Origin of the sequence: Bacteroides muris (ex Afrizal et al. 2022) (assembly GCF_004793475.1) — a bacterium.
Classification (GTDB): domain Bacteria; phylum Bacteroidota; class Bacteroidia; order Bacteroidales; family Bacteroidaceae; genus Bacteroides; species Bacteroides muris.
Genome location: NZ_SRYZ01000090.1, coordinates 1 through 4576 on the forward strand (window position 1 = coordinate 1; position 4576 = coordinate 4576).

Below are 4576 nucleotides of genomic sequence, written 5' to 3' on the forward strand. Positions count from 1 at the left end.
CGCTCCAAAAGAATACATAACTATGCGATTATCAAAGATTTCAAAGAACGATGTTCAATTTAAAGTGCCCACTAGTGTTCACTCCATTTGTATCTCCGCCATCCTTCTACAGCCTCACTGTTTTCTTATTCTACAGACACTATAAAACAAAATGACACAAGCACTTCCCCAGAATGACTGGGACATATAATAAGAGCGTCCGAGTCGTATAATAAAAGCATCCGCCCCCTATCATAAGGATGTCCAACCCCTATGACAGACTTTATCTTCAGGCTGAATATATAAATCTTCAGTCACAAGATGTATATCTTCAACCTAAAGACATACATCTTCAATCTAAAGATAAACCTTATCCCCTACTTCAGACATCCTTGCCAAGGAACTGAAAGGGCCTTGCAAGCAGACTGAAACGGCCTTACCAACCATACCCGTCCCGACAGCCTCATGCAGGCGGCACCTCTTCCTCCAAAACCTATCCTCTGGAAGATATTGGAACTAAATATGAACGATTTCCGCCACTGTCTGCCATACAATTTTCCTATCTTTGCGTCAAAGATAAAATTGCATAAATTGTCATGAGAAAACTTATTGTAGCTACCTTGTTGCTAAGCAGCGGTACTTTGGTATCGGCACAGAAAAGGCCTGAAACACCGGCCACGTACAAACCGACAAAAAGCGAGATGTACCACAAAGGCTGGATAGACTTCAACAAAAATGGGGTAAAGGATGTGTACGAAGACCCGGCCGCTCCGCTCGACGCCCGCATAGAAAACCTCTTGCAGCAGATGACACTGGACGAGAAGACCTGCCAGATGGTCACTCTTTATGGATACAAACGTGTACTGAAAGACGACCTTCCCACCCCCGAATGGAAACAAATGCTGTGGAAAGACGGCATCGGCGCCATCGACGAACATCTGAACGGCTTCCAGCAATGGGGACTGCCGCCTTCGGACAACGAAAATGTCTGGCCCGCATCGCGCCATGCCTGGGCACTGAACGAGGTGCAGCGTTTCTTTGTAGAAGATACCCGTCTCGGTATCCCCGTAGACTTTACCAACGAAGGCATACGTGGCGTGGAGAGTTACCGTGCCACCAACTTCCCCACCCAATTGGGATTGGGACACACCTGGAACCGCGAACTGATTCGCCAAGTAGGACTCATCACCGGGCGCGAAGCGCGCATGCTGGGCTACACCAACGTCTACGCCCCCATCCTCGACGTAGGACGCGACCAGCGCTGGGGACGTTACGAGGAAGTTTACGGTGAATCCCCCTACCTTGTAGCCGAACTGGGTATCGCGATGGTGCGAGGCCTCCAGCATAACCATCAAGTGGCCGCCACCGGCAAGCACTTCGCCGCCTACAGCAACAACAAAGGTGCCCGCGAAGGCATGGCGCGCGTTGACCCGCAAATGTCACCGCGAGAAGTGGAAAACATACATATCTATCCCTTCAGACGGGTCATCCGGGAAGCCGGACTGCTGGGCGTAATGAGTTCGTACAACGACTACGACGGCATTCCCATTCAAGGCAGTTACTACTGGCTCACCACCCGCCTGCGCGGTGAAATGGGCTTCCGCGGCTATGTAGTATCCGACAGTGATGCCGTAGAATACCTCTACACCAAGCACGGCACCGCCAAAGACATGAAAGAGGCCGTCCGTCAAAGCGTGGAGGCCGGACTGAACGTACGCTGTACATTCCGTTCTCCCGACTCCTTCGTCCTTCCCCTCCGCGAACTGGTAAAAGAAGGCGGGCTGAGTGAAGAAGTCATCGACGACCGTGTGCGCGATATCCTCCGGGTAAAGTTCCTCGTCGGCCTGTTCGATGCTCCCTATCAGACAGACCTTGCCGGTGCCGACCGTGAAGTGGAAAAAGAAGAAAACGAAACCATCGCCTTGCAGGCATCCCGCGAGTCCGTCGTTCTGCTGAAGAATGCCGGTGGACTGCTGCCTTTGGACATCAACTCCATCAGGAAGATTGCCGTATGTGGTCCCAACGCCAATGAAGAAGGCTACGCGCTGACCCATTACGGCCCCCTTGCCGTGGACGTTACTACCGTACTGGAAGGCATTCAAGAGAAAACGAAAGGCAAGGCAGAAGTGCTCTACGCCAAAGGCTGTGACCTGGTAGACGCCCACTGGCCCGAAAGCGAAATCATAGACTACCCGCTGACCGAAGAAGAACAGAGAGAAATAGACAAAGCGGTGGAAAACGCCCGTCAGGCCGATGTTGCCGTAGTGGTCTTGGGTGGAGGACAACGCACCTGCGGCGAGAACAAGTCGCGTAGCAGCCTCGACCTGCCCGGCCGCCAACTGCAACTGCTCCAAGCCATACAAGCCACGGGTAAGCCCGTCGTACTGATACTCATCAACGGACGCCCGCTGTCCGTCAACTGGGCAGACAGGTTCGTCCCAGCCATTCTCGAGGCCTGGTATCCCGGCTCCAAAGGCGGAACAGCCCTTGCAGACATCCTCTTCGGCGACTACAATCCCGGCGGAAAGCTGACTGTGACATTCCCCAAGACCGTAGGCCAGATTCCCTTCAACTTCCCCTGCAAGCCTTCTTCACAGATAGATGGCGGCAAGAATCCGGGCCCCGACGGTAACATGTCGCGTATCAACGGAGCGCTCTACCCCTTCGGATACGGCTTGAGCTACACTACATTTAAATACTCCGACCTCGACATCAGCCCCAAAGTCATCACCCCGAACGAATCGGCCACCGTCCGTCTGAAAGTGACCAATACCGGAAAACGTGCCGGAGACGAAGTGGTGCAACTCTATATCAGAGACGTAGTGAGCAGCATCATCACCTACGAAAAGAACCTTGCAGGCTTCGAGCGTGTCCATCTGGAACCGGGCGAGACGAAGGAACTGTCATTTACCATCGACCGCAAACACCTGGAGCTTCCGGATGCCGACATGAAATGGATAGTGGAACCGGGTGACTTCGTACTCATGGCAGGTGCCTCGTCCGAAGACATCCGGCTGAACGGGACGCTGACCGTAGAAGATTATCAGACGCGAGCCAAAGCCGTCGAAGCCCAAAAGCCGGCAAAGCGTGTGAGCGCCAGCACCAACCAGAAGGATGCCGAAAACGTGCTTGATGGAAAAATCAATACCGTATGGCAAGGAAATAAAGGAGATTATATTACCTTTGCCTTGAAGAACGGAGTCAAGGCAGACAAAGTCGCCATAGCCTTTACACGCGACAACAACCTGCCGGCAACTTTCGAAATCCAGCTCTCGGGCGGTGGCGGACAGTTCCTTACCGTATACTCGGGTACCGTCGGCGAATACGGCAAGCTGATTTCCTATCCGTTCAAAGGAACTACTGCCAGCGACCTCCGCATCGTGCTGAACGATGACCGCGTCGGTGTGGCGGAAGTAAAATTTTAATGTGCTAAAAATAATGAAAACACTTCTTTTCTGTATGCTCGGATTAGGTCTGACTGCATGTGGCTCTTCTCCAAAGAACGCTCACAGTAACCAAGACGAACTCGCCATGCTGGTGGGTACTTATACCAATGGTTCAAGCAAAGGTATCTATACTTTCCGCTTCAACCAAGAGACGGGAACGGCAGTTCCGCTCAGTTCAGCGGCATTGCCCAATCCCTCCTACCTCGTCCCCTCGGAAAATGGCAAATTTGTCTATGCCGTCAGTGAAATGAACAACAGTACAGCAGCCCTCAGTTCCTTTTCCTTCGACAAAGAAACGGGAGAACTGCGCCTGCTGAACACCGTCCCCACCCTCGGCGCCGACCCCTGCTACGTGGCCACCAATGGCCGGGAAGTGTTGACAGCCAACTACAGCGGGGGAACCATGTCCGTCTTTCCTTTACAGAAAGACGGTACTTTGGCCCCTGCAGACACCCTCTTTCAAGGCGAGGCCACCGGGCCCGACACCATACGGCAAGCAACTCCCCACATCCATTGCACTGTCTTTTCACCGGACAGAAAGTATATATTCGCCACCGATTTCAGCGCCGACCGCATCCTGCGGTTCGTCGTGCACCCCAACAATCCTATTCCTCAGACTTCCCCGGAAGCCGTTGACATTGAGGCGGATTCCGGTCCGCGCCACCTGACATTCAGCCCCGACGGAAAATTTGCCTATCTCATCACCGAGTTGTCCGGCAAAGTCATTGCCTTCAGCTACAATGACGGCCGCCTGAAACAAATACAGACCATTACAGCCGACACCGTAGCCGCCCGCGGAAGCGCAGACATCCACCTCAGTCCGGACGGGAAATACCTCTATGCCAGCAACCGGCTGAAAGAGGACGGCATCGCCATCTTTGCCGTGAACCCCGAAAACGGGACTCTGGCAAAGGTGGGGTATCAGCCAACCGGCATCCATCCCCGTAACTTCAACATTACGCCCAATGGCAAATACTTGCTTGCCGCCTGCCGTGACAGTAATGTCATTCAAGTATATAAACGAAACGAAGTTACCGGACTCTTGGAAGACACCCATCAAGACATTGTGGTCGACATGCCGGTTTGCATACAGTTCGGTAACTATTCAGCGAGAACAAAGGATACGAAGAATTAGCCCGTCAGTTTAGACG

2 protein-coding genes are annotated in these 4576 nt (G+C 53.0%); both read left to right on the forward strand.

Annotated features, from left to right (window positions below; genetic code table 11):
- Nucleotides 1-575 precede the first annotated feature (575 nt).
- The gene (locus E5355_RS18810) at nucleotides 576-3404 is read left to right on the forward strand and encodes a glycoside hydrolase family 3 N-terminal domain-containing protein (protein WP_136011526.1); all 2829 of its coding nucleotides are present in this window, start codon (nucleotides 576-578) and stop codon (nucleotides 3402-3404) included.
- Between the two features lie 13 nt (nucleotides 3405-3417).
- Nucleotides 3418-4560 (forward strand): lactonase family protein, encoded by a 1143-nt coding sequence (locus E5355_RS18815; RefSeq protein WP_136011527.1) that lies wholly within the window; start codon nucleotides 3418-3420, stop codon nucleotides 4558-4560.
- Nucleotides 4561-4576 lie beyond the last annotated feature (16 nt).